Source organism: Methylophaga sp. UBA4204, assembly GCF_002379485.1.
Classification (GTDB): domain Bacteria; phylum Pseudomonadota; class Gammaproteobacteria; order Nitrosococcales; family Methylophagaceae; genus Methylophaga.
In genome coordinates, this window is sequence record NZ_DFTU01000087.1 from 33782 (window position 1) to 34044 (window position 263).

1 protein-coding gene is annotated in these 263 nt (G+C 44.9%); it reads left to right on the plus strand.

Annotated features, from left to right (window positions below):
* Positions 1-263, plus strand: a 263-nt coding sequence (locus B3182_RS12605; protein WP_292752987.1) for a lipid II flippase MurJ, incomplete at both ends; no start/stop codon positions are given.

Consider the following 263-nt stretch of genomic DNA (forward strand, 5'->3'; position numbering starts at 1 on the left):
ATTATGGCTGGCACCACATCTGGATGAACCGGTAAAAGCGCTTGCCTGGGGGGTGTTTATCGGCGGGGTAGTGCAGCTACTGTTTCAAATGCCATTTTTAATGAAAATTGGCAGTTTGCCAAAACCACATTGGGGCTGGAAAGATGAAGGTGTGCAAAAAATTCTGCGATTGATGATACCAGCCATGTTTGGTGTATCGGTTTCACAAATCAACTTATTGCTGGATACGTTACTGGCTTCTTTTCTCATCACCGGCAGCATTT